Genomic DNA, 22,146 nt, shown 5'->3' with positions numbered 1-22,146 from the left:
TAGCCTGTTCTGCCTAAAACTTAACAAGCTCCCAACGTCTGCAAACGCTGTATAGAACTCTTCATCTCTTCACACAATGCATCTGACACATTTACGAGAGGTAAGCGTAGTGTTGGAGTTGAAATATAGCCCATCAAATGAAGCCAAGATTTAATACCACTCGGGTTGCCCTCAGCAAATAACTGTTGGTAGCACTGAGCCAAAGCCAAATCTCTATATTGTGCCTCAGGAGAGGTATAATCGGCGATGATAGACTTAGCCACTGGGGATATATGTTGGCCACTACTGAAATTGCTCCTTTTGCTCCAGCACGCATAAACTCGTGAGTAAGGCCATCGTCTCCCGAGAGAATGGTAAAATCTTCGTCGTTGCTTTGAATCAACTCGACAACACGTTCTAAACTTCCAGAAGCCTCTTTTATAGCTACAATTTTTTGAGGATAATCCTGACGCAAACGCTGTACTGTTTCGGGACACAAATCGACTCCTGTACGACCTTTAATATTGTAAAGTATCACGGGCAAAGGAGTATTTTCTGCCACAAGAGCAAAGTGTCTGTAAAGCCCCTCTTGAGAAGGTTTATTGTAGTAAGGGGTTACACTTAGTATCCCTGCTAAAAGCTCGTTGGGGAGGTTGTGCAATCGCTCCACAAGCAGTCTGGTGTCATTACCTCCTACGCCCAAAACAATAGGCACACTCCCCTCTGTAACTTTGTGCACCCTATACAGAGCCTCTTTACGCTCTTCGATTGAGACCGTAGGAGACTCTCCCGTAGTGCCAAAAAGCACCAAGAAGTCTACCCCTCCTCTTATGGTATGACGTACCAAAGTCTCCAAACTTTGAAAGTCTAAAGAACCATCTTGAAGGAATGGGGTAACAAGAGCTACTCCCAATCCCGAGAAAAAGGTTTTTGAGCAAGTAGGCTTATCCATTAATTAGAATATTTTGATCCAAAACTGAACTGTGTAAAAACAACAGCAAATATACAACCTATGAGGCAAAAAAAGAACACTTTTTAGATGAAACTATTTTGAGATGAGTACTACGAATAGAATATGTTGCTTTACCAATCAATAGGTGTCTATTGCATCAATTCTACAGAGAAAGCATAAAAGAGTCTTTCCGTCTATTCACCTCAGTACACCTTCGCCTCAATAGCCCCTACTTCTGGGTATTGTATAAAAACGTAAAAGGCAGTAACATTGCAGAAACTATCGAAACCTAATCTTTCAAAGAGATTAGCAGATTTGTAAAAAAGAAATTTCGATTTATGGATACTCTTGCTTTCTTTACCACCTTTGAATTTGGGTGGTTCAACGCATGGATACCCTCTTTCGGCATGATAGCAATACAGCTTCTATACTTGTTTATCTACAAAGAGGGTGGAAAGCGGGCCGTTGACACTTCTTGGTACAATGAGACAGACCGACGAAACTCCTATGGGAGTACACTCCTACAAATAATTTTACTGATAATTTCCCTCTTTATTCCACTAAAGATAGGTACATGGTGGTTCGTAGTAGGAACTGTTGTATACTCTATTTCCCTATTTGTTTTCATCGCTGCTATCCATTCTTATGCGATAGCGCATCCCGACAAGACTATTAAGAACGGCATCTATCGCTTCTCTCGCAATCCTATATACCTTGCTTTCCACACAGGTATGCTGGGCGTTTGTATCGGTTCTGCCTCTCTATGGTTATTACTTATCATAATCCCCTTCTTCGTACTAACTCACTTCGTCATTTTAGGAGAAGAGCGTTACTGTACAGAGACTTATGGAGAGGAGTACCTTCGCTATAAGAACAATACTCCAAGATACTTTTTCTTCTAACCTCCGTTCCGTAAAAACATGACTCAGCAGAAAAACGCATACACCCGTATTACCCAGCGCTACGACGATGTTTTAACCGCTCGCAAGTGGTGGTCTTGGGTATATATGCGCCTTATTTGGAGAACGAACGACAACAAAATAGCCGATGAAGTACTCAACATGATACCCAATAATCTACAAGGCAAGATATTGGATGTACCAGTGGGCACTGCGGTATTTACAAGCGAGAAATACGCTCTTCTTAGCCAAGCCTCCATTGTTGGAGTTGACTACTCTCAAGAGATGCTCAACCTTGCCCAGCAACGAAAGGAGGCACACAAATTGTCCCATCTAACGCTTATACAGGGCGATGTGGGGCATTTGCCTTTTGAGGATAATAGCTTCGATTGTATACTCTCGATGAATGGCTTCCACACCTTTCCCGACAAAGAAAAAGCCTTTTCCGAAGTTTTTCGAGTACTAAAACCTAAAGGACTCTTTTGTGGGAGCTTCTACATAAAAGGACAACGAGCCATTGCGGATGGGTTAGTCTGTACCATCTTGAACAAAAAGGGACTCTTTATACCCCCTCACTACTCACTGCACGAGGCGCAGGAGAAGTTACATACTCTTTTTGGAGACGCCGTAGAGATAAGGCATCATGGTCCTATTCTTACATTCCGATGCACCAAACCCATTCCCTAACTAAATTAAAATCAAACCATTAAAAGAAATCGTATGAGTGTTACAAATTTCATCAATGAAGAGAATATTACCATCGTGCAGGGCATTAATGGTATTCGTTTGTGTGAAGAGTCTTGGATGCGCCCATCTATTGAAAAGAAGGAAAAGTAACACTCTTCAATCCCTATTTCTATGTCTCTTGAGAGTAACTAAAGAAATTACAAACCAAAGTAAAGAACCCATTATAAAGGCTTATAAGGGGGAGGTTTGCCCCTTATATATTGGTATAAAGTCTCCTTACCGAAGCATTGAGTTAGGTATAATGGTTTCGCGCCTTCACACAGAAGGTTTTGAACGTTAGGTATATACCTTTTTGAAGATAGGAACGATGGTATCTTAAACTCATCGCCTTATCACTTTCCATACTCTCTATTCAAATTCTGTAAAAATTCGCAGCGCACGCACACTACCTACCATTACTCAGTCCCTTTATCTCTACCATAATGGCATGTCTTGCACATGGTTCTCTAAAGTTTTCCTACTCCATTCTTTTTCGCAAGCTTCATAAAGTCCGTGCAACAGTCTACAAAATAGCATGAAACTCTTTGTTAAGTATTTATGAATTGCCACAATAAAGAGTTATCTTTGTAGCAACATACATGAGCTTACATAAGCACTTGTTGTCTCTAACAAGTGCCACGAAATAAGATAGAGAGAATGATAGATTTGAATATATTAGAGCTTAGCGACCAAGAAATGGCTCGTCGCAATAGCCTCATACAACTAAAGGAATTAGGTATAAACCCCTATCCTGCAGACGAATATCCTGTAAACGCTTGGGCAGAAGAGATTATCAAAAACTTTAACAAAGAGCTAACTCCTCCTCGTCAAGTGTGCGTTGCTGGGCGTATTATGAGCCGACGCATTATGGGGAAAGCCTCTTTTGTCGAGTTAGCAGATTGTACGGGACGTATTCAAATCTACATAACAAGAGATGATTTATGTCCAGGAGAGGACAAAGAATTGTATGCCACGGTATTCAAAAAATGCCTTGACATTGGTGATTTTATCGGCATTAAAGGCTTTGTATTCGAAACTCAAACGGGGGAGGTATCTATTCATGCTCAGAGCCTTACGGTACTCAGCAAGTCTCTTCGTCCTCTACCCATTGTAAAATCGAAAGATGGACAAGTATTCGATGGCTTTACCGACCCCGAACAGCGCTACCGCCGTCGCTATGTCGATTTGATTGTAAACGACCATGTACGAGATATATTCGTTAAGAGGACTAAAGTTTTCTCCTCCATGCGTCGCTACTTTGATGAACACGGCTATTTAGAGGTAGACACTCCCGTACTACAATCTATTCCTGGGGGGGCTGCTGCTCGTCCTTTTGTTACCCATCACAATACTTTAGATATTCCTCTCTACCTGCGTATTGCCAACGAGCTTTACCTAAAACGTCTTATCGTGGGAGGATTTGATGGGGTGTACGAGTTCAGCCGTAACTTCCGCAACGAAGGTATGGATCGCACGCACAATCCAGAGTTTACAGCCATGGAAATATATGTGGCATATAAGGACTACAATTGGATGATGTCTTTTACTGAACAAATGCTCGAACGCATCGCTTTAGATGTATTAGGCACTACAGAAATGCAGGTGGGAGACAAAACCATTAGCTTCAAGCCTCCTTTCCGCCGCGTGACGATGATTGATGCCATCAAGGAGCATACAGGTATAGACATCAGCGGTATGGGAGAAAGTGAGTTGCGTGCCGTATGCCAGCAACTGGACATAGAAACTACTGAAAGCATGGGCAAAGGGAAGCTCATCGATGAAATCTTTGGTGAGAAGTGTGAAAAGCACTACATTCAACCCACTTTCATAATGGATTATCCGAAAGAGATGTCTCCTCTAACCAAAGAGCATCGGAATAACCCTGAGCTTACTGAGCGTTTCGAACTGATGGTCAATGGTAAAGAACTGGCAAATGCCTATAGTGAGCTAAACGACCCTATCGACCAAAAGAAGCGTTTCGAGGAGCAACTCAAACTCTCCGAAAAGGGAGATGACGAAGCTATGTTCATCGATCAAGATTTCATACGTGCTTTGGAGTATGGTATGCCTCCCACTTCTGGTATGGGTATCGGCATGGATCGCTTAGTGATGTTGCTCACAGGTCAAGAAAGTATCCAAGAGGTTTTGCTCTTCCCTCAAATGAAACCAGAGATAGTAGCCAAGAGAGACAAAGCAGAAGCCTTCACCACATTAGGAATTAATGAAGAGTTTGTACCTATACTTTATAAAGCTGGTTATTTAACAGTTGAAAGCATCAAAGGAGAGAAACCTGGCAAGATAGTACAAGCTATTAGCGAAATAAACAAGAAATATAAATTAGGCTTTCAATGCCCTCACTGGACGAAGTTACCTCTTGGACAGAGGCTTAAAAAAGATTAGTACATATCTCTTTGTTTGCCAAAAGAGACTAAAGAGTAAATACTATGCAACAGAATGGTGTTATAGGAATTTTGGGAGGAGGTAGTTGGGCAACTGCTATTGCCAAAATAATATTGACCACTCAACCCCATATTAATTGGTTCATACGTCGTTCGGAACAGATCGAGGCATTCAAGGCTCTTGGCACAACCCCACTTACCTTCAAGCTATCGAATTTGACACCAGTAAGATAACCTTCTTTTCCGAGTCAGATATCAATAAATTTTTCCGAAGTAGTGATGCCGTTGTTTTAATCACACCTTCCCCTTATATAAAGGGATACTTAAAGAAGGTACGTAAGTCAAGCATGCGAGATAAGTTTATCGTAAATGCAATAAAAGGCATTGTACCAGAAGAGAATGTGTTAGTATCTCAATATCTGATAGAGGAATTTGACGTTCCCAGAGACCATATAGGAGTTATTGGCGGTCCTTGCCATGCAGAAGAAGTAGCTCGACATCGTCGTTCCTATCTCACTGTGGCTTGTAGCGACCTCAAAAAAGCAGAAATTTTTGCCCAGACATTGCGCAACGACTTCGTAAGTTGTGTAACCTCTAACGATATAGAAGGGGTGCAATATGCCTCTGTCCTAAAAAACATATATGCTATTGCTGCAGGTATATGCAATGGTTTACAGTATGGAGATAACTTCCAATCTGTACTTATCTCTAATGCTATTGCTGAGATGAACACCTTTATAAATGCAGTGCATCTCATCAAAAGAGATATCACAGACTCTGTCTATTTAGGAGATTTGCTTGTGACGGCCTATTCTCAGTTTAGTCGTAATCGCACATTTGGAAATATGATTGGGCGTGGATACAGTGTACGTGCAGCTCAATCAGAGATGGAAATGATTGCTGAAGGCTATTTTGGGACTAAGTGTATTCGTGAGATTAATAAGTACTACCAAGTGAACTTACCCATTTGCGAAGCTGTGTACGATATACTCTATGAGAAAAAGGATCCCGCAAAAACTATTTTAAAACTCTCCCACCACTTCAAATAGAAACCCTCTCCATAGCATATGTCAAAAATTATAAGTTTGGATACAAGTTATGCAGGAACATTAGAGCTTCCTACCCAGCATGCGAAACAAATCCTTACTCAGATAAGAAAGAGAGAGATAGAAGGGGCAGATTTATTAGGATGGTTACATCTACCCCATCAATCAAAAGAAACTATTGAACAAATAAAAGCAGTTGCGCAGCAGTTGCGGACATCTTGTTCGCATATCGTGTGTGTTGGTATTGGGGGGAGTTATATTGGAGCTCGTGCTATCATAGAAGCCCTTTCGGATGCACCATTCTCTAACATAGAGGGAGGAAAAGCACCTATTTTACTTTACGCAGGGCACAACTTAGACGAAGAGTATCTTTATCAACTACTTAATTTACTCGAAGGTACTACTTTCGGCATCGTATATATATCTAAGAGTGGTAACACCACAGAACCGGCTATAGCTTTCCGCTTTCTTAAACAACTTTTAGAGAAAAATGTAGGCAAAGAGAAGGCTTCCGAGCTAATTGTAGCTGTAACAGACAGTAAACAAGGCTCTCTTCTCAAACTTGCCCAAAAAGAGGGATACACAACCTTTCATATTCCGAAAGATGTAGGAGGTCGTTTTTCTGTTTTATCTCCCGTAGGATTACTGCCGATAGCGATTGCAGGCTACGATATAGAAGATTTGCTTGCAGGAGCTCGGCTAATGGAGGAACAAGTGGTCTGGAGGTGGATATCGAGAAAAATATAGCTATACATTACGCATGCCTACGAAATGCTCTCTACAGAGGAGGGAAAAAGGTTGAATTATTAGTAGCACAAACACCTCGCCTACACTCTTTGTTGGAGTGGTGGAAACAGCTTTTTGGAGAGAGCGAAGGCAAAAATAATCAAGGGCTTCTGCCCCATTCAGCCCTTTTCACAACTGATCTTCACTCGTTAGGACAGTGGATACAAGAAGGAGATCCCCTCCTCTTTGAGACAATAATTCATATTCAAGAATCGGTTAAAACACTCTCTATCCCCTCCGAAAGAGAAGATATAGATCAGCTTAACTATCTCTCTGATAAATCTGTGTCTTGGGTTAATCAGCAAGCCATCGAAGGCACCATTATGGCGCATGCACATAGAGGAGTTCCTGTTCTAAGAATAAATATACTCCAAATAAACGAGCGTTCTTTGGGAGCCTTGATTTATTTCTTTCAGATAGCAGTTACATTCAGCTGTTACCTTTTGGAGGTCAATCCATTTGACCAACCTGGAGTTGAAGAGTACAAAAAGAATATGTTTACTCTTTTAGGGAAGCCAGAATATAGAGAATAACACTATTAGTTGTAATAGAGAAACACAGCAAACATAGACAATAATGGAAGGCAACGATAATCTAATCTATCAAAAGAGATCCGATATAGTAATGAGAGAGTACGGGCGTAATGTTCAAAATATGGTGAACCTCTGTCTAACTCTTGAAGACCGTAATGAGCGACAGGCTTGCGCAGAAACAATTATTTCTATTATGCGTAATCTTTTTCCCGAAAGAAGCAATACTCCAGATGGAGAGCATATACTATGGGATCACTTAGCCATTATGTCCGATTTCAAGTTAGACATAGATTATCCTATAGAGGTTATTAAGAAGGAACATTTAGCTACCCCTCCTCTTCCTATTTCTTATGCAGAAAAAGAGGCTATCTATAGACACTACGGACACAATATCCAGTCTTGTATCAACTTAGCTTGCGAAATGCCCGATACCCCAGAGCGAGAAGCCGTGGCTTTGCAAATAGCCAATCACATGAAGACGCTTTACCTCACTTGGAATAAAGACTTTGTAGATGACTATCAGATATTTAAGGATCTTTTCCACCTCTCTGAGGGTGTTTTGATTTTGAATGAGCAAGACCACAAGCTACACATCACAGAAGGAGCTCACAATAAATCCTCTCGACCTAAAAACAAAAAACACAAATAGCGATTATTTCAGAAGTTCCACCTCAAAATACTATCTCTATGGCATCATTTGTTATTGAAGGAGGGCACAAACTTTCAGGAAGTATAATCCCTCAAGGCGCTAAAAACGAAGCCTTGCAAATTATCTCTGCAACGCTTCTTACAGACCAAGAAGTACATATAACCAATATTCCTAATATATTGGATGTAAACAATCTCATAGACCTCATCCGCTGTATGGGGGTGAAAGTCTCTATGATTGCTCCTGGTGAATATTCTTTTTGTGCCGCAAACATCAACTTAGATTATGTTCGTAGCGAGGAATTTCTCGTTAAAAGCCGAGCTTTAAGAGGATCTGTGCTGTTAGTTGGACCTCTTGTAGGACGCTTTGGCTACGCTATATTCCCTAAACCCGGTGGAGATAAGATTGGGAGACGACGCATTGATACTCACTTAGTAGGAATTTCCGCTTTAGGAGCGAAGTGTTCTTACAACAGTGAAAAGTTTTTCTATGAAATTGTTGCCGACAAACTCCAAGGTAGCTATATGCTCTTAGACGAGCCCTCTGTTACGGGAACAGCTAACGTTATCATGACAGCAGTATTAACTCCGGGAGAAACGACCATATTCAATGCTGCTTGTGAACCCTACTTACAACAGCTGTGCAAGATGCTCAACTCAATGGGGGCAAAGATTTCTGGAGTAGGTTCGAATCTCCTTCGTATAGAAGGTGTAAGCTCTCTAAAGGGAACAACGCACAGATTACTCCCTGATATGATTGAAGTGGGTAGTTTTATCGGCATGGCAGCCATGACCCATTCTTCACTAACAATCAAGGACGTCAGTATTCCAGATTTGGGCATCATACCCTCTGCGTTCCGTCGCTTGGGTATTACTGTGGAGGAGCAAGGAGACGACCTCCACATACCAGAGCAGGAGGGATATGAAATAGACACATTTATGGATGGTTCTATCCTAACTATCGCCGATGCGCCTTGGCCTGGGCTAACTCCAGACCTATTGAGTGTCTTTTTGGTGGTAGCAACCCAAGCAAGAGGGAGTGTACTCATCCATCAAAAGATGTTCGAGAGCCGATTATTCTTCGTAGATAAGCTCATTGATATGGGAGCTCAGATAATACTGTGCGACCCACACCGCGCCACCGTTATTGGGTTAGGTGGTCGAGTCCCCTTGCGGCCTGCCTCGATGGTTTCCCCCGATATTAGAGCGGGAATTGCCCTACTCATTGCGGCAATGAGTGCAGAAGGAACTAGTACAATCGGTAGCATTGATCAAATAGACCGAGGTTACCAAAACATAGATACTCGACTCAATGCTTTGGGGGCACATATTACACGTATAAGTAAATGAACAAGGAGCTAAATTTAGTTACCATCGGTACACTGGGGCGAGCTCATGGCATTCACGGAGAGATAAATACCCGCTTGACTATTGATCTCCCCTCTATTTTGGAGTATACCGAGAGCCAGAAATTATTTCTTTTTATTGAGATTGATGCACTTCCTGTACCTTTCTTGCTGGAGAGTTGGCGCACCAAGGGAGAGGATGTGTATCTGCTCAAATTCGAGGGCATAGATAGTAAGGAGGAAGCTGAACTATATACCAATGCGCCACTGCTTATTGAGAGCAAGTTTTTGAATGAGGAGACAGAATTTTCTGCCACGCACTTCGTTGGATTCACTCTATTAGACCAAGAGGAGCGTAAGATAGGAACTATTGTTGAGGTGGATGACTCCACTCTGAATACACTATTTGTGGTACTTCGAGAAAATACAGAAGAAGTATGGATACCCATTGCAGACGAATTAGTTCAGTATATAGACATTGAGCAACAAGTTATCTCGCTACAAATCCCCGAAGGTCTTCTTGACTAATATTTAACCCAACAATGAAAAAGAAAATAGCTATCCTCGGTGCTACGGGGTCCATTGGGATGCAAGCCTTAGATATTATTAGGAGTAATTCTGACCTTTTCGAAGTGGTTCTTATAACTGCCAACAATCACGTAGAACAACTATCTACGCTTGCGCAAGAATTCCAACCTCGAGAGGTGGTAATAGCCAACGAAAAACTCTATACTCTGCTCTGCGAGCGCCTCTCTAATTACCCCATAAATGTATCGGCTGGAGCGAAAGCTTTGGAAGAGAGCGTTACCCACTCCGATATAGATATAGTTCTCTCTGCCCTAGTGGGCTATGCTGGTGTGCTACCTACTTTGTCTGCCATTCGAGCAAAGAAAACTATTGCCTTGGCAAATAAGGAAACCTTGGTTGTTGCGGGAGAATTAATTATGGCGGAGGCGCAACAAAAAGGTGTAACTATCTACCCTGTAGATTCGGAACATTCAGCTATTTACCAATGTCTAATGGGAGAGATAGCACGTCCTGAGAAATTAATTTTGACTGCTTCGGGCGGACCTTTTCTGAAACACTCTGTACACCAATTAGAAACTATAACCCCCGAACAAGCGTTAAAACATCCTACTTGGGATATGGGAGCCAAGGTGAGCATAGACTCTGCAACTCTCATGAACAAGGGATTTGAAATGATTGAGGCTCACTGGTTGTTTGATATGCCGGCACGAAGTATTGAAGTTTTGGTACACCCGCAAAGTGTAGTACACTCTATGGTACAGTTTTCTGATGGTAGTGTAAAGGCACAAATGGGACAACCTGATATGCGACTTCCGATCAGCCTAGCACTTGGACTGGGAGAACGAATACCGAATACTTACCCTCGGTACGACTTTACACAAACTCCTCTTTCGTTCGAACGACCCGACACGACCCGATTTCCCAATCTCTCCTATGCCTATCAAACACTTGATATGGGGGGCTTAGCTCCTTGCATACTTAATGCTGCCAACGAGGTAGTCGTTGCTGCCTTCCTTGAAAAAAGACTCTCTTTTAGGGGAATGAGCTATGTATTGGAAGAGATACTCTCAACAATGCTCGCTTCTAATCGTCCTTTTGAGTTAGAAGCTCTCATTACCACGAACGATGAAGTGCGTCAGAAAACAGAACTTCTCATCCAATCGGGCAAATATCGTTAACCCCTATATTACTTTATATACCTCATAACGATAGCTTTTCAAAATCATGAAAAAGAGGAAAAACAACAGTGTAATGGGATCAAGAGAGTGAACAGTAAAAGGCAATCCCTGTGAAAGATTTTCCTCATCACCACATTCAACAAACAAATTACACACGTACAAAAATTGGTTACACAAGTTCCCAATAAAATTTTACGTATGTCTAAGCCACTCTCTCGACACGTCCAATTTGAACACTCGATGCGGAGATATCCGAAAGAATGCTCCCAGAGCGACTTCTGAGCGGTATTATATTTTCTAATTTTTAGAGGCACTAGAACAATACTTTCTCTACAAAGAAAGAGCATACAAGGGAAATTGGATATAGCCTTTTTCGACATTACAACCTTTGCCCAACAGCATTAAACAGAGCGAAAACTTATGTTATAGCCTTTGAATAGTCTCCTTCCAAAAAAGAATTGTTGCATAACAGCATACACCTACGCCATTATGCAACGCTCCTTGACAAGATGATTGTCTCAAGAATCTATACGAAATCTCGTTAAGGGAACTTGGGGTATTGCTTAAAATTAGGTTTTCTCTTTTCCAAAAAAGCATTCTTGCCCTCTTGCGCTTCATCGGTCATATAGTAAAGCATTGTGGCATCGCCCGCCAGTTCTTGTATACCTGCCTGACCATCCAACTCTGCATTAAGTCCTGCCTTAATCATGCGCAGTGCCAAAGGACTAAGAAGCATCATCTCCTCAGCCCACTGCACATACTCGTCTTCCAATTGTTCAAGAGATACCACCTTATTAACCAAGCCCATATCAAGAGCCTCTTGTGCATCGTATTGACGACAGAGAAACCAAATCTCTCGAGCCTTCTTCTGTCCCACGACACGAGCTAAATAAGAAGACCCGAACCCAGCATCGAAGCTACCTACACGAGGTCCCGTCTGTCCGAAACGAGCGTTCTCAGAAGCAATGGTAAGGTCGCAAACTACGTGCAATACATGTCCACCCCCAATGGCGAACCCATTCACCGCTGCAATAACGGGCTTGGGTAACGAGCGTATCTGCTTTTGCACATCAAGTACACTCAGACGAGGCACCCCCTCTTTATCAATGTAACCACCTCTCCCCTTTACATTCTGGTCGCCTCCAGCACAAAAAGCCTTGTCACCTGCCCCTGTTATTACCACTACATTTATATCTGATTCCTCTCGACATATACGGAGGGCATCGCTCATCTCTGCCGTTGTAGTGGGAGTAAAGGCGTTACGGTAACGCTCTCTATTTATCGTGATGCGAGCAATACCATTATAGAAATCGAAGAGTATCTCCTCATACTCTCGTATCATAGTCCATTCTCTGATAGCCATAGCTTTATTTTTGTTTAGATAATTGTTTGTAATAAGAAGTGAGTAGTGCGGCATCTTCTTCTCGGTTCGTAAAGACCTCGACAAGAAGAGGAGAGCGTTGTTCGTTACTATCGGTTAGTACATTTATTGCCTGCGACAATTGTTCATCGTTCTCCACTCGGATATAGGTAAATCCGCAATCTTCTGCCCATGCTCGGGCAGACGCTGTGTGCGGAGCAGTAATGTAGGGCTTAGCTTGGGTAGACATCTGAAGTCCCGACAATGTATGGAATATCTCTCCTCCGCCGTTGTTGAGTAAAAGGATACGCAGATTCGAGCGCACGTGCTGAGACCACAGCGCATTCATATCGTAAAAGAAACTCAAATCTCCAATGATGAGATAGTTTATCTTATCGGAATAGAAAGCGTATCCCAAAGCGGTAGAGAGCGACCCCTCGATACCATTCGTTCCTCGATTGGAACAAACCTCTACGGTCGGAGGCAATGGATAGAGCTGTGCATAGCGAACGGCAGAGCTATTCGCCAAATGAAGTGCCGAAGCTGGAGGCAAAGCAGAGAGTAATGCTCCCACGGCAGACATAGATGAATAAGAAAATTGGGGAGCTTCCTCTCTCCTACAATAAACTTCCCAACGACGAGGATAGTCCGAGGGAGGCGTTGTAAGAAGGTCGGCAATCTTCTCCCAAAACTCAAAAGGATCCATCTCTATAACCGTTGTCAAAGAGCCAAACAAATCTATAATCTCTCCATCCTTGCTATATGCCAATGCTCTTTCGGGGGGTGGTTTCTTAAATAGTTCTTCAGATTTTTCGAAATGATATGTCCCCCATAAGTAATGAGTAAGTCAGGAGCTAAATCTGCCCTCTGCTGTTCAGTAAAGAAGTGGAGAACCAAGTCGAAATTCTTTATCGGTGTGCCCGGTACGGTTTGATTGGCTATATGCTCGGAAAACCAAACAAAGTGCTTATAAAGCTGCTTCGAAGCTCGCTTATCAAATAGGTAAATGAGGCTCATCTGCCCCGCTATCGCCATTTTCTTAGAATACGCATTGAGGCGTTCAACGAGGCTTGTATAATCTCTATCATACACATTTAGCCCTTCATAACGCACTATAACTCGCTCCTCGGGCAGTAGCGTTTCTGAAAAGTCAAATATAGGAAGCGAGAGGGGGACATTGATATGGACGGGTCCCTTGCCATGATGGTGGGTAGCGAGCAACGCCTCGTTGATCAAACGATTGCAATACCACTCATCTTCCTCTGTGTGAACTTGTGGTAATGACACTGATTTCTTGACCAACCCTCCGAATAAATTCTCTTGAGGAAGGGTTTGTCCATCCATCTGCCCAATCCACGCAGAGGGTCTATCGGCAGAGATTACAATCAAAGGCACCTGCTGATAATAGGCTTCAGCAATGGCAGGATGCAAATTCAATAGTGCTGTACCCGATGTACAACATACTACAACAGGCTGAGCTGTACTCAATGAGAGCCCCAAAGCAAAATAACCAGCACTGCGCTCATCGGTCATCGGATAGCAACTAAAAGAGGGTACCGATGCCAAGGTTTGAATTAGAGGTATATTGCGGCTACCCGAGCAAAGTACCACTTTCGTAATACCATGTCCTTTGAGCAAAGCAACTAACTGAAGAACACTTTTTTTGTTGGTGTACATACAAATCTTTTTCCGAATCTTTCTACTGCCCTATCTCAAACCTATCAGGATACTATTAACATGATGGGTCTACGGCTATTAAACGCGCCATCGTATCCATCTTGCGCTCCGTCTCGAGCCACTCCTCCTCAAGCTCCGAAGAGGAGACAATCCCCCCTCCTGCATAAAACGTTACTTGCCCTCTCTGCCAATGCAAACAGCGGATATTTACATAAATATGGGTAGCTCCTTCTGGATAGATCCGTCCTAAAAAGCCCGCGTAATAGCTACGCTTATCATGCTCATGCTGGAGGATGAACTCCAATGCCTCTCGCTTGGGTAATCCGCACACGGCAGGCGTGGGGTGCAATGCATTGAGGAGAAAAGGCACAATTGTAGAAGAGTGAAGTTGAAAGGAGAAATCGGTCTTGAGATGCGCCATAGCCCCAGCTTGAATAGTGTAAGGTGTAGACTCTTCCAGATGCGAAGCCAAAGGGGCTAAAACAGCTCGTATATAGGTCGACACATATGCCTGCTCTGCCCTATTCTTTTCGGTCCAGCAAGTGGGGAGCGCACCCTCTTCTAAAGGCTGTGTTCCCGCAAGGGCAGTCGTACTCCATGTACCTCCCTCTCCTGAGAGTAATACTTCGGGAGAAGCCCCCAACCAAAGTCCCGTAGGTTCAGTATAAGCGAGATAAACAAAAGCATGAGGATAAGCCTCGGTAGCCTTCTTCCAAGCCTCCACAGGAGGAAATGAATCAGGTAGTTTCTGTGTGCGTTGCCGAGCTAAAACCAACTTTTCCGCCTCTCCTCTTCGTATGGCACTATGATAAGCATTAAATAAATTCGTATAACTTGCTTCCACAGCAGAAAAAGAGGGTTCAGAAAAGAGGTTATTTACAGTAGTTTCTGCATTATTGAGAGGTATTTGATATTCTTCCAAAGGAGTAAAAGCTACTACTGGTGTCTTCTCATCTACATTGAAAGGGGCTATAACAAAACTCTCTTCAAAGGTTATCTCCGAAACGGAATCATAAGAGCGTAGCGTAGACTCTGCTCCAACAAGAAGTACGGCTCTTGATTCTTTAGGTAGTCTATAAAGAGCAAAAGGGATAGCCCTCTTCCAAAGACTTTTGACACTCTCCAATGCCTGTATCATGCTTCCTTGGGAATAATACCATTGGTTACTTGCACAGAAGAAATCAATCGCCCCGTAGAGACACTCATCACCTCTACTCGCCAAATATGCGTTCGACGTCCCTTATGAATTAGCACTCCCTCAGCTCTTACTTTATCGCCCAAACGTGCCGAAGCTATATGATTACCACTAACTTGGATACCCACTGACCATTCAGTATCTTGACAAAGTACATTAGAACCGACCCCTGCCACAGTCTCTGCCAGAGCTAAAGTAGCTCCACCATGTAGTATGCCAAATGGCTGGCAAGTGTGTTCATTCACAGGCATTAACGCCTCTACCCTTTCTTCCGAAACAGCTGTATATTCTATTCCTAAACTCCCCATCAATGTACCTTTTATATGGGCATTCAACTGTGATAGGATGGTTCCTTCACTCTCGGGGAATAATTCTTTTTTAGTCATTCTTATATTCTTTCTTGACACTACCAAGAGGAGGCGAAGCTCCGCTTGTTCGTACTCTCGCGAAATTACTCTATTTGGGCAGAGTAGCCAAAATATTACCCCACTAAAAATCTATCTGATGACTTTGGATCATTACAACAAATCATGTTCGTGAAGGTAGACAACGCGCTCAGTAAAAGCATCGTCTGCATTGTAGCGAGGGTCATACTTTACCTTAAGATTACCCCCAAAGAAGCTCGCAAAAAGACTATACCACCCTGCCTTAAAACCGCCATAAAAAGCCTTAATCAATTCATAGCTCGAACTTTTAGTTTGCCTATGTACCAGCTTCATAAGTAGCTCTCCTTGGCGCAAGGTAAGTGTTTTCATAATTGGCTTGTACTGCTTCATCAGATCTTCTTCCACTCTATCAAGATGCCTACTGCGAGCGCGGTCATTCGGGAGGGTCTCCATATACTCATAGGTTTCTATCAAGGTTTGGGCAATCATATTGGCATAAGGGTACACCTTTCTCACATCACGTATACGTCTCCAATAAGCTGTCTTTTCTTCCGAACTCAAGGGCACATAACGAGATCGAAAGCGGTGCTCTACTGTAATATCGGGCAAAATGGCAAAATAAAGAGAATCTTCACTTCCCTCTACACGTTCTATTTTAACTCGCTTAGCGGCCTCTTTGTCAAAATGTCCTTGTCCATAGAGAAACACTCCAGAGTAGCACAATAAGGCGATTATAACAATATATCTTCTCATAGCCGAACTCTTTTAGTATGGTAACAAACTTACAGATAATCCTTGACTATACCTAATCGGGAGTGCCACAAAAACGGGATCAAAAAACTAAAGGAAGAGTAATCTCAAAAAGGTATATAGGAAATACTTGAAACGATTAACCCTTTGCCTCAAAACCATCAATGAGTTTAAGAGAAACCATTATACCTATCACAGGGTTTTAGTATGAGATCAGAGCAACTACATTGGCACATTTATTGTATAAAACATCGTAGCGTGTTGCATCTCGTAAATCCTTAATATAAAAAGGTGTACGCTAAAGCGCAACAGGCATTAACATATATGGAAAAACAAAAAATAGGGAGTTTTCTCCCCAAAGAATATGATTGGGTAGACGAAGAGGTGATTTTCTCTTCATCTCCCTTGGAAACTTCAAATGGTCTCAATCAGGACTTTGACTCTGATGGTGAGCAGGAAGACCTTGAAGGCAAGGATAGAGAAGAAGCCTCTAAGGATAATGTTTCACGAGAAGGAGAAAAGGAAAAAATGGCGAAGATCCTGCTCTGGACTCTTTTGGAACAGACCTCACACAGTTGGCCTCATTGGGGAAATTAGACCCTATGATAGGCAGAGAAAAAGAGTTGGAGAGACTGATACAAATACTCTGTCGACGCAAGAAAAACAATCCTGTACTGATTGGAGACCCAGGAGTCGGAAAGAGTGCTATTGTAGAGGGGTTAGCTCAGCGTATTGTAGAGCGTAAAACGCCTCGCTTCCTTTTTGGCAAACGTATTGTGAGCCTCGACACGGGGCTTCTTGTTGCAGGAACTAAGTATCGTGGACAATTTGAAGAACGCCTAAAGTCCGTTACACAGGAGTTGAAAAAGAATCCCAACATCCTCCTATTTATCGACGAAATACATACAATTATCGGTACAGGGGGGACTGAAGGTTCTATGGATATGGCTAACATGCTCAAACCAGCCCTCTCTCGAGGAGAGATCCGTTGTATCGGAGCTACCACACTCTCAGAGTACAGCAAGAGTATCGAAAAGGACGGAGCTTTGGAGCGTCGTTTTCAAAAGGTAATTGTTCCCCCCACCTCTACCGAAGAGACTTTGGACATCTTACAAAACATAAAAAGTTTCTACGAACACTTCCATAAAGTAAACTATACGGATGAAGCCCTTAAAGCGGCAGTTGATTTGACCGATAGATATGTGTCAGATCGCTTCTTCCCTGACAAAGCAATAGATGCTCTGGACGAGGCAGGGGCACGGATGCACATCGGTGAAAAGGCGCAGAATGCAGAACTGCAGCGTCTGGAGGCTCTTCGTGAAGATTATAGAGAAAAGCGTAAGGCGGCTGTACTCTCTACCAATTATGAACTGGCAGCAGCATGGCGAGACAAAGAACGTAGCATCACCAAAGAGATTGAGGAGGCAGAAGAACGCCTCAATCAAGAAGAAGCGTACGCAGAAGTAAACGAAGGACATATAGCACGAGTAGTCGCCTTAATGACGGGCGTACCTGTTGAGCGTATCGCCAAGGCAGAAACAGCCCGTCTAAAGGCTTTGAGCCCAACCCTAAAAGAAATTGTCATTGGGCAAGATGAGGCCATTGAAAAGGTTAGCAAGGCTATCCAACGCAACCGTTTAGGGTTGCGCAATGAGAAGAAACCTATCGGCAGTTTTCTCTTTTTAGGCTCTACGGGAGTTGGGAAGACTTTCTTAGCTAAGAAGCTAGCAGAACAACTTTTTGGCGATGAAGATGCTTAATTCGTGTAGATATGAGCGAGTTTTCAGAGAAGTTTACCGTATCTCGCTTGATAGGAGCGCCTCCAGGCTATGTAGGCTATGAAGAGGGTGGACAGCTCACCGAAAAAGTACGTCGCCAACCCTACTCGGTAATTCTCTTGGACGAAATAGAAAAAGCACACCCCGAAGTCTTCAATATGCTCTTGACTGTCTTAGACGAGGGTGCTTTGACCGATAGCTTCGGTCGCAAAATCGATTTCAAGAACACGGTCATTATTATGACGGGCAACGTAGGTAGCCGTCGTGTAAGCGAGTATGGCTCAGGATTAGGTTTTCGCTCTGATAGAGATACCGTGCAAGAGGCGGATTCTTTGGCTCGCTCTATAATAGATAAGGAGTTACAAAGGACTTTCAGCCCTGAGTTCTTGAACCGTTTGGATGCTGTGATTCACTTTGCTCATCTTCGTGAGGAAGACTTGCTACGCATCGTTTCAAACGAATTGGATACGTTACAAAAAAGATTTGCCCGTCAGCACTACTCTTTCTCTATCACCGAAGAGGCGCGTAAATGGTTAGCAAGAAAAGGGTTCGACCCAAAATTCGGGGTACGTCCTCTCAAACGTCTACTCCAAACAGAAATAGAAGATCGTTTTGCCGACCTTATTCTTGATGGAGAAGTTAAATCAGGTAGCTTAGTACACTTCTCTCTCGAAGAAGAACATCTAAAAGCATCGGTGCAAGTCCCCGTAATATTACCCAAAGAAGAAAAACAATTACAGTAAGAACAGTTAGTTACTCTTAATAATATCCTTTATTTATGGCAATAACAGGAAAGATTGGGGTTACAAGCGAGAACATATTCCCCATAATCAAAAAGTTTCTTTACAGCGATCACGATATCTTTCTTCGTGAATTGGTTTCCAATGCAGTAGATGCCACTACCAAACTACAGACCATAGCACGTAATGATCAAAGTGTTGGGGAGTTAGGCACTCCTGTAGTACGTGTAGAAGTCGATGCTGAAGCCAAAACCATCACTATCTCCGACCAAGGTGTGGGAATGACCCAAGAAGAGGTAGAGTCTTACATCAACCAAATTGCTTTCAGCGGTGCAGAAGATTTCCTCAAAAAATATGAGGGAAGCAATACCCCCATCATAGGACACTTTGGGTTGGGCTTCTACTCGGCATTTATGGTTTCTAAGATGGTGGAAATAGACACCCTCTCCTACAAGGAGGGAGCAAAGGCTGTTCACTGGTCTTGTGATGGCTCACCCGAATATACCTTAACCCCCTCGGAACGAAAAGAGCGAGGCACAACGATAACTCTCCACATAGACGAAGAGAGTACTGAGTTCCTCTCACGAGAACGTTTGGGAGCCCTCTTAGACAAATACTGTCGCTTCCTGCCCACACCTGTAATCTTCGGAAAGAAGCAGGAATGGAAAGATGGAAAAATGGTCGATACAGAAGAAGAAAACCAAATCAACGAAACACATCCTCTATGGGTCAAAACTCCCAGCGACCTTAAAGAAGAAGACTACAAGGAGTTTCACAGACAACTCTACCCCAACTCGGATGAACCTCTTTTCTGGATCCATCTTAACGTGGACTATCCTTTTACTCTAAAAGGAGTACTCTTCTTCCCTAAAATTAAGCCCAATGTTGAGCTTCAAAAAAATCGCATAAAACTCTTCTGTAATCAGGTCTTTGTAACAGATCATGTGGAAGACATTGTACCCGAGTGGCTCACTCTTTTAGAGGGAGTTATCGACTCACCCGACATTCCCCTCAATGTAAGCCGTTCTTACCTACAGAACGACACCAATGCTCAGAAAATAGCTCGACACATTAGTAAAAAAGTTTCGGATAAATTAACCGAGCTTTTCCAGTCTGATCGTCCTAATTACGAGGCCAAATGGGAGTCGATAGGTCTATTTGTGCATTATGGGATGCTGACGGACGAAAAAACCTACGAACGTCTTCTACCCGCAATGCTTCTTAAAGACACGGAGGGTAAATATTTCACCATGGAAGAGTATCGCCAACTTATCGATAGCGAGCAAACCAATAAAGATGGCAATACAATTGTTTTGTATGCTACAGACAAGAAAGAACAATATGTCTCTCTCAAGCAAGCTACCGATAAGGGCTACAATGTACTTTTGATGGATGGACCTTTAGGTCTGCCTTTGATGAATATGTTGGAGCAAAAACAGGAGAAACTGCACTTCGCTCGTGTTGATAGTGACACTATAGAGCGCCTCATCGAAAAGGAGCAAAAAAATACCTCCTCAATGAATGTTATGGACGAGGAATTGTTACGTCAGCTCTTTTCTCTCTCCGCACCACAAGAAGAGGGTAAGATGTTTCACGTACAGATTGAACACACAGAGTCCTCCACTCCTATCGAACTGATACAAGGCGAATGGATGCGTCGAATGAAAGATATGAGTCGCTTCCAATCAGGTATGGCATTTTATGACACTCTGCCCGATAGTTTTAATTTAGTAGTCAATACCCAGCATCCAATTATCAAGAATATTTTTGACCAATTAATCGAAAAAGAGGGCAAAGAACTCAGAGAGACTCAAGAAGCTATCAAAACTCTGAAAGAACAACAAGCCTCTATTGTGAAGGAGATTGGCGATACCTCGGAAGATAATTTAAGCGACGAGCTAAAGACCAAAAGAGCCGAAACTACAGCTTCCATAGAGAGCGAAGAGAAAAAACTTTCCGAAAAAATGAATGCCTTCATTGGATCTGTGCCTCAACTCGACCAACTCTGGGACTTGGCTCTATTAAGCCGTGGTTTACTTGCTGGCGAACGCCTTAGCCTCTTTATGAAGCGCTCTTGCGACCTACTCTTGTAAGAAAAACTTCATAGAGTGTTACAATCGCATAGTTCTGTAAGAAGAAAATAAGATAAGTGAGTGTGTTATGCGCAATCTCTCGTTATCCTTTTCTTGAACTACCTTGTACAATTCAAACTACTAACAAAAAGAGGGCTGTCACAAAAAGATGAATTTTGTCGCAGCCCTCTTAAATTATACTCCTAAAACTTTTATCAAGCACTGCCCCTAATGCTAACTATTGCGAATGCGATGTTATGCAACCAACACCATCTGTGCAAAGGAGATTGGTTTGTTGTAGACAACTATTGTTTAACCTCATCTTATAAAAAGCTCTCTTATATTATTTTTTGTTGTATCTTTGCGTTGCGCCGGTGGAATTTACACTAGACAGAGACCGTTGCACGGGCTCTCGAAGAGGCAGTTTAGAAAGCCTTTTTGTGTGACTTTGAAGAATAGGGTTAGCACAGCACGTTGAAACGGAGGAGGGAGAAGTTTCTTAACATAAGAGAAGACCCAACACCCTGAACAGCGTATTGCGAGTTTTCTCTGTTAGGCAACAGTCTCTAATTCCTAATCACATACGGTATGTAGGTAGAGGCAACCATGCGTAGAGCGGGTTCCTCTTTTTTATTATATGGAATATCGGAAAGATATTTCAAAGCAGATAGCTCGGCTATCTACTCCTAAGAAAAAATGAGTTTAGATACAGCAATAATAGAGAAGTATATTCAGGAGCTTCTTTCTCCTGAAGAGTTTATCGTAAAGATTACACTCTCTCCTTCCAATGACATTGATGTCATAATCGATAGTGAAAAAGGGATAACAATAGAGCGTTGCGTAACCCTAAGCAAAGAATTCGAGAAATCGTTCAACAGAGACGAAACGGATTTCTCTTTACAAATAGGTTCTGCATGCCTAACCTCTCCTTTCTCGCACCCAAGACAGTATCAAAAACACATTGGTAAACCTGTGCGAGTAATCACGAAAGAGGGAGTCCGTTTCGATGGTGTACTAAAGTCATACAACGAAAACTCTTTTTGTGTGGTATGTTCTGAATTGGTGAAATCTCCAGATGGCAGACACCGCAAACGTCATTATCAAGATGTAGAGCACATCTTTCGGTACGAAGAGATAAAGTCTACTACTTATAGGTTTGATTAAATAG

15 protein-coding genes and 5 pseudogenes are annotated in these 22,146 nt (G+C 42.7%); 13 read left to right on the top strand and 7 right to left on the bottom strand.

The genetic code is table 11. From position 1 onward, the window contains the following. Positions 1-20: 20 nt before the first annotated feature. Positions 21-203 carry a dihydrodipicolinate synthase family protein gene (locus tag JCM15907_RS13910; protein WP_159099887.1) on the bottom strand — a complete coding sequence of 61 codons (183 nt, stop codon included), beginning with the start codon at positions 201-203 and terminating at the stop codon, positions 21-23. Beyond that, positions 134-931: a 4-hydroxy-tetrahydrodipicolinate synthase gene (gene dapA / locus JCM15907_RS10060; protein ID WP_051522316.1), complete on the bottom strand. Its 798-nt coding sequence runs from the start codon at positions 929-931 to the stop codon at positions 134-136. Before dapA ends, JCM15907_RS13910 begins: the two co-directional genes overlap by 70 nt. A gap of 338 nt (positions 932-1,269) precedes the next feature. Between dapA and JCM15907_RS01370 the strand changes: the two genes are divergently transcribed. The 10 genes and pseudogenes from JCM15907_RS01370 (at position 1,270) to dxr (ending at position 11,020) form a co-directional block, all read left to right on the top strand. After that, positions 1,270-1,833 (top strand): methyltransferase family protein, encoded by a 564-nt coding sequence (locus tag JCM15907_RS01370; RefSeq protein ID WP_025842415.1) that lies wholly within the window; start codon positions 1,270-1,272, stop codon positions 1,831-1,833. A gap of 18 nt (positions 1,834-1,851) precedes the next feature. Beyond that, positions 1,852-2,517: a class I SAM-dependent methyltransferase gene (locus JCM15907_RS01365; RefSeq protein WP_025842414.1), complete on the top strand. Its 666-nt coding sequence runs from the start codon at positions 1,852-1,854 to the stop codon at positions 2,515-2,517. 705 nt (positions 2,518-3,222) lie between these two features. Continuing rightward, positions 3,223-4,946 (top strand): annotated as a pseudogene (gene lysS, locus JCM15907_RS01350) (lysine--tRNA ligase). A gap of 54 nt (positions 4,947-5,000) precedes the next feature. Continuing rightward, positions 5,001-6,004: pseudogene (locus JCM15907_RS10055) on the top strand (NAD(P)H-dependent glycerol-3-phosphate dehydrogenase). A gap of 36 nt (positions 6,005-6,040) precedes the next feature. Further along, positions 6,041-6,748, top strand: coding sequence for a phosphoglucose isomerase-related protein (locus JCM15907_RS13110; protein ID WP_199897218.1), 708 nt, complete (start codon positions 6,041-6,043; stop codon positions 6,746-6,748). Continuing rightward, positions 6,727-7,320 carry a glucose-6-phosphate isomerase gene (locus JCM15907_RS13105; RefSeq protein ID WP_051522314.1) on the top strand — a complete coding sequence of 198 codons (594 nt, stop codon included), beginning with the start codon at positions 6,727-6,729 and terminating at the stop codon, positions 7,318-7,320. The genes JCM15907_RS13110 and JCM15907_RS13105 overlap by 22 nt, the downstream gene beginning before the upstream one ends. 43 nt (positions 7,321-7,363) lie before the next feature. Next, on the top strand, positions 7,364-7,969 hold the full coding sequence (locus JCM15907_RS01335) for a DUF4290 domain-containing protein (RefSeq protein ID WP_051522313.1): 606 nt from the start codon (positions 7,364-7,366) through the stop codon (positions 7,967-7,969). 38 nt (positions 7,970-8,007) lie between these two features. Further along, on the top strand, positions 8,008-9,318 hold the full coding sequence (gene murA / locus JCM15907_RS01330; protein WP_025842411.1) for a UDP-N-acetylglucosamine 1-carboxyvinyltransferase: 1,311 nt from the start codon (positions 8,008-8,010) through the stop codon (positions 9,316-9,318). After that, positions 9,315-9,842, top strand: coding sequence for a ribosome maturation factor RimM (gene rimM / locus JCM15907_RS01325; protein WP_025842410.1), 528 nt, complete (start codon positions 9,315-9,317; stop codon positions 9,840-9,842). Before murA ends, rimM begins: the two co-directional genes overlap by 4 nt. Before the next feature lie 14 nt (positions 9,843-9,856). Beyond that, positions 9,857-11,020 carry a 1-deoxy-D-xylulose-5-phosphate reductoisomerase gene (gene dxr, locus JCM15907_RS01320; RefSeq protein ID WP_025842409.1) on the top strand — a complete coding sequence of 388 codons (1,164 nt, stop codon included), beginning with the start codon at positions 9,857-9,859 and terminating at the stop codon, positions 11,018-11,020. A gap of 541 nt (positions 11,021-11,561) precedes the next feature. Here dxr and menB read toward each other — a convergent pair. From menB to JCM15907_RS01295, 5 genes and pseudogenes are all read right to left on the bottom strand, one after another. Further along, positions 11,562-12,383 (bottom strand): 1,4-dihydroxy-2-naphthoyl-CoA synthase, encoded by an 822-nt coding sequence (menB, locus tag JCM15907_RS01315; RefSeq protein ID WP_025842408.1) that lies wholly within the window; start codon positions 12,381-12,383, stop codon positions 11,562-11,564. 4 nt (positions 12,384-12,387) lie between these two features. Next, positions 12,388-14,057, bottom strand: a pseudogene (menD, locus tag JCM15907_RS10045) (2-succinyl-5-enolpyruvyl-6-hydroxy-3-cyclohexene-1-carboxylic-acid synthase). Between the two features lie 55 nt (positions 14,058-14,112). Further along, positions 14,113-15,195: an isochorismate synthase gene (locus tag JCM15907_RS01305; protein WP_025842407.1), complete on the bottom strand. Its 1,083-nt coding sequence runs from the start codon at positions 15,193-15,195 to the stop codon at positions 14,113-14,115. Further along, positions 15,192-15,596 (bottom strand): annotated as a pseudogene (locus tag JCM15907_RS01300) (PaaI family thioesterase); the annotation flags it as partial. The gene JCM15907_RS01305 and the pseudogene JCM15907_RS01300, both read right to left, overlap by 4 nt. A 174-nt stretch (positions 15,597-15,770) precedes the next feature. Then, the gene (locus JCM15907_RS01295) at positions 15,771-16,391 is read right to left on the bottom strand and encodes a DUF4294 domain-containing protein (RefSeq protein ID WP_025842405.1); all 621 of its coding nucleotides are present in this window, start codon (positions 16,389-16,391) and stop codon (positions 15,771-15,773) included. Between the two features lie 321 nt (positions 16,392-16,712). Between JCM15907_RS01295 and JCM15907_RS12540 the strand changes: the two are divergent. The 3 genes and pseudogenes from JCM15907_RS12540 to rimP all read left to right on the top strand — a co-directional run bounded on the left by JCM15907_RS12540 (position 16,713) and on the right by rimP (position 22,142). Beyond that, positions 16,713-18,909 (top strand): annotated as a pseudogene (locus JCM15907_RS12540) (ATP-dependent Clp protease ATP-binding subunit). Between the two features lie 35 nt (positions 18,910-18,944). Then, on the top strand, positions 18,945-20,999 hold the full coding sequence (gene htpG / locus JCM15907_RS01285) for a molecular chaperone HtpG (RefSeq protein ID WP_025842404.1): 2,055 nt from the start codon (positions 18,945-18,947) through the stop codon (positions 20,997-20,999). A 675-nt stretch (positions 21,000-21,674) separates the two neighbouring features. Then, positions 21,675-22,142 carry a ribosome assembly cofactor RimP gene (gene rimP / locus JCM15907_RS01280; protein ID WP_025842403.1) on the top strand — a complete coding sequence of 156 codons (468 nt, stop codon included), beginning with the start codon at positions 21,675-21,677 and terminating at the stop codon, positions 22,140-22,142. The last annotated feature ends 4 nt before the right edge of the window (positions 22,143-22,146 follow it).

The organism is Porphyromonas gingivicanis JCM 15907, from assembly GCF_000614585.1.
GTDB classification, from domain to species: domain Bacteria; phylum Bacteroidota; class Bacteroidia; order Bacteroidales; family Porphyromonadaceae; genus Porphyromonas; species Porphyromonas gingivicanis.
The sequence above is the reverse complement of the archived record's forward strand: the minus strand, read 5'-3'. Positions and strand labels throughout refer to the sequence as shown.

What these genes read in the sequence shown, in the direction of transcription:
- dapA (WP_051522316.1), bottom strand. Translation starts at nt 931, where the DNA reads ATGGATAAGCCTACTTGCTCAAAAACCTTTTTCTCGGGATTGGGAGTA.
- JCM15907_RS01370 (WP_025842415.1), top strand. Translation starts at nt 1,270, where the DNA reads ATGGATACTCTTGCTTTCTTTACCACCTTTGAATTTGGGTGGTTCAAC.
- JCM15907_RS01365 (WP_025842414.1), top strand. Translation starts at nt 1,852, where the DNA reads ATGACTCAGCAGAAAAACGCATACACCCGTATTACCCAGCGCTACGAC.
- JCM15907_RS01335 (WP_051522313.1), top strand. Translation starts at nt 7,364, where the DNA reads ATGGAAGGCAACGATAATCTAATCTATCAAAAGAGATCCGATATAGTA.
- murA (WP_025842411.1), top strand. Translation starts at nt 8,008, where the DNA reads ATGGCATCATTTGTTATTGAAGGAGGGCACAAACTTTCAGGAAGTATA.
- rimM (WP_025842410.1), top strand. Translation starts at nt 9,315, where the DNA reads ATGAACAAGGAGCTAAATTTAGTTACCATCGGTACACTGGGGCGAGCT.
- dxr (WP_025842409.1), top strand. Translation starts at nt 9,857, where the DNA reads ATGAAAAAGAAAATAGCTATCCTCGGTGCTACGGGGTCCATTGGGATG.
- menB (WP_025842408.1), bottom strand. Translation starts at nt 12,383, where the DNA reads ATGGCTATCAGAGAATGGACTATGATACGAGAGTATGAGGAGATACTC.
- JCM15907_RS01305 (WP_025842407.1), bottom strand. Translation starts at nt 15,195, where the DNA reads ATGATACAGGCATTGGAGAGTGTCAAAAGTCTTTGGAAGAGGGCTATC.
- JCM15907_RS01295 (WP_025842405.1), bottom strand. Translation starts at nt 16,391, where the DNA reads ATGAGAAGATATATTGTTATAATCGCCTTATTGTGCTACTCTGGAGTG.
- htpG (WP_025842404.1), top strand. Translation starts at nt 18,945, where the DNA reads ATGGCAATAACAGGAAAGATTGGGGTTACAAGCGAGAACATATTCCCC.
- rimP (WP_025842403.1), top strand. Translation starts at nt 21,675, where the DNA reads ATGAGTTTAGATACAGCAATAATAGAGAAGTATATTCAGGAGCTTCTT.